This window comes from Actinomadura darangshiensis (assembly GCF_004349235.1).
In the GTDB taxonomy this organism is placed as follows: domain Bacteria; phylum Actinomycetota; class Actinomycetes; order Streptosporangiales; family Streptosporangiaceae; genus Spirillospora; species Spirillospora darangshiensis.
Genome location: NZ_SMKY01000578.1, coordinates 1 through 2,136, shown reverse-complemented (window position 1 = coordinate 2,136; position 2,136 = coordinate 1). Strand labels below are relative to the sequence as shown.

At 72.8% G+C, this 2,136-nt stretch carries 3 protein-coding genes and 1 pseudogene; 2 read left to right on the top strand and 2 right to left on the bottom strand.

Annotation, left to right across the window (positions count from 1 at the left end; all coding sequences use genetic code 11):
* On the bottom strand, window positions 1-313 hold a 313-nt coding region (locus E1293_RS46570; RefSeq protein WP_132206495.1), incomplete at its 3' end, for an anti-sigma factor family protein.
* 64 nt (window positions 314-377) lie between these two features.
* A complete protein-coding gene (gene sigE, locus E1293_RS46565; RefSeq protein ID WP_243717573.1) occupies window positions 378-1,109 on the bottom strand; it encodes an RNA polymerase sigma factor SigE in 732 nt (243 codons plus the stop codon).
* A 161-nt stretch (window positions 1,110-1,270) separates the two neighbouring features.
* On the opposite strand from sigE, the gene E1293_RS46560 reads away from it, so the two are divergent.
* The gene (locus tag E1293_RS46560; RefSeq protein WP_132206493.1) at window positions 1,271-1,930 is read left to right on the top strand and encodes an O-methyltransferase; all 660 of its coding nucleotides are present in this window, start codon (window positions 1,271-1,273) and stop codon (window positions 1,928-1,930) included.
* A 3-nt stretch (window positions 1,931-1,933) separates the two neighbouring features.
* Window positions 1,934-2,136: pseudogene (locus E1293_RS46555) on the top strand (hypothetical protein); the annotation flags it as partial.

Here is a 2,136-nt window from a genome sequence, read left to right as displayed (position 1 = left end):
GGGCCGCGGAGCGCGGCCGGACCGGTGCCGCGGGCACGGCGGGCTCCGGGGCCGCCTCGGCGGGCTCGGGAAGGCCGGCGGACCCGGGCAGCGAGCGGAGCCGGCTCAGGAAGTCGCCGGAGGGAAGGTCGTCCGTGCCGTCGGTCGCCGGCAGCTCCGACAGCCCGCGCAGCCGGCCCTTGAGCCGGCGCATCTGGTCGGCCTCGTTCCGGCACCGGCCGCATCCCGCGAGGTGGGCGAGGGCGCGTTCGCGCTCCTCATGGCCCAGCTCGCCGTCGACCAGAGCGGTCAGACGCTCCCCCAGACAACTCACGCCGCCTCCGTCGATTCCGTTCGGTCAGGCGCGCGGTCCCGCACCGCGCGCGGTAAGCACAGCTTTACACGCCGTCCGGCAGCGGCGTGGCGCCGCCCATCGCGTGCAGCCCCCCGGGCTCACTGTCGGCGGCCGCGTCCTCGGCGAGAGCGGCCTGGTAGTCGTTCCTCGTCCCCGGCCTGCGCCGGGTGGGTGCGCGATGCTCCAGCGCGGCCCGCAGCTGCGCCCGCCCCCGGTGGATGCGGCTGCGGACGGTGCCGAGCTTGACACCGAGCGTCGCGGAGATCTCCTCGTAGGACAGCCCCTCGATGTCGCACAGCACGACGGCCGCGCGGTACTCGGGGGCCAGGGCGTCCAGGGCGGCCTGGACGTCGGCGTCGAAGTTGGTGTCGTCGAACGCCTGCGCCGGGGTCGGCTCGCGACCCTGGAGGCGTTCGGCGGCGTCGTCGGCGAGCCCCTCGAAGCGGATCCGCTGGCGGCGCCGCGCCATGTCGAGGAACAGGTTCGTGGTGATCCGGTGCAGCCAGCCCTCGAACGTTCCTGGCGTGTAGTTCGAAAGCGAGCGGAACACGCGGACGAAGACCTCCTGCGTGAGGTCCTCGGCGTCGTGCTGGTTACCGGTCAGCCGGTAGGCCAGCCGGTAGACGCGGGCCGAGTGCTCGCGGACGACCTCGTCCCAGGACGGCGGTGCCCACTCGGCCTCGGGGGCGTTCTCGCGGGTGCGAGCGGCGTTCCCAAGGCCCTGCCTGGGGCCGACCCCCACAGCGCTTCTGAAACTCAGTGCTGCGACTCCCATGGTGCCGGGCTGTTCCTCTCTCGTGAGCCAAGGTCTCGCCTTGGAACGGCACGGTCTCGCCTGGGCTGGGGCGGTTCTCGAACCGGGTGCTTTCGCTGGTTAGAACGCGCTGGACCTCCGATTGGTTCCCTGTCGGCGATATGGTCTTTCCAGCATGAGCCATGCGGGGGTCCCACGAGGAGGCAGCCATCGACGCCATTGAGGCCACCCGGGCCTATGTGGAGGATTTCCTCCCCGAGGACGATCCGCTCCTGGAGGCCAGGCAGCGCGGCGCGGAGGTCGGCGCGACGCCGATCGGCCCGGCCGGGGGCGCCGCGCTGCGCTTCCTCGCGACGCTGATCGGCGCCCGGACGGTCGTGGAGGTCGGCTCCGGATGCGGCGTGTCCGGCGTCTGGCTGATGCGCGGCATGCCGAAGGACGGGGTGCTGACGAGCGTCGACATCGAGCCGGAGAACCAGCGGCTGGCCAAGCAGGCCTACCGGGAGGCGGGCCTGTCCGGTCACCGCACCCGGATGATCATCGGGCCGGCGCTGGAGGTGCTGCCCCGGCTCACCGACGGCGCCTACGACATGGTGTTCTGCGACGCCTCGAAGCGGGAGTACCCCGAGTACCTGACGGACGCGCTGCGGCTGCTGCGGCCGGGCGGCGTCGTCGCGTTCGACAACGCGCTGTGGCACGACCGGGTCGCCGACCCCGGCCGCCACGACCCCGAGACCGAGGCGATCCGCGAGGTGCACCGGATGATCCGCGAGGACGAGCGGCTCGTCCCGCTGCTGATCCCCGTCGGCGACGGGCTCCTCTGCGCGGTCAAACGAGACTGACCGATGGACGCAACCGAGGCCGGGACGCGGGAGTTGTTCGCGGTGCGGGTCAGGGTGACCTGGCGCGGTGTCTGGCAGCTGGTCGCGTTCGTGATCCTGTTCGTGGCGTCGGCGGCGTTCATCGCGGGCGGCGCGATCCGCGGCACCGGGGCGGGCAGCATCGCGATCATGGTTCTCGGGGTGGCGGGGTTCGCCCTGTTCGGGGC